At 54.9% G+C, this 346-nt stretch carries 1 protein-coding gene; it reads left to right on the top strand.

Translation table 11 applies throughout. The features are described from left to right. Nucleotides 1-176: 176 nt before the first annotated feature. Nucleotides 177-346 (top strand): IS110 family transposase (locus JIN78_RS18010; protein ID WP_200393200.1); only part of this gene is annotated, 170 nt, incomplete at its 3' end.

The following is a 346-nucleotide window of genomic DNA, read 5'->3' as shown; positions in this document are numbered from 1 at the left end:
GGAATTGTGAACAAGTGGAGTGGGCGCGGACGGACTTGTTCACAATCGGGGAGGAGAAGTGGAGGCCATCGTTCCGGGCCTCATCTCCCCGCTTGCTGAATAAGTCCGGTTGTCCTATAAAGAGTAGATGAGAAGGCAGCAGGGGCTCTTGCGCCCTTTGGTAAAATAGCTGCCCTATGAATACTCCACATCTTCACACTATCGGTATCGACCTCGGTGATCGCAATCATCACATCTGTGTCCTCGACGAGTCCGGTGACGTCATTCGCGAATCCTCTATCCGCAACGAGCGGGAGGCTCTCGCGCTTCTTTCCAGCCAATATCCCACCGCCCTCATCGCGATGGA

Source organism: Roseibacillus ishigakijimensis, assembly GCF_016595415.1.
Taxonomy (GTDB): domain Bacteria; phylum Verrucomicrobiota; class Verrucomicrobiia; order Verrucomicrobiales; family Akkermansiaceae; genus Roseibacillus; species Roseibacillus ishigakijimensis.
Note: the sequence above shows the minus strand (reverse complement) of the source record. Positions and strands in the feature narration are given on the sequence as shown.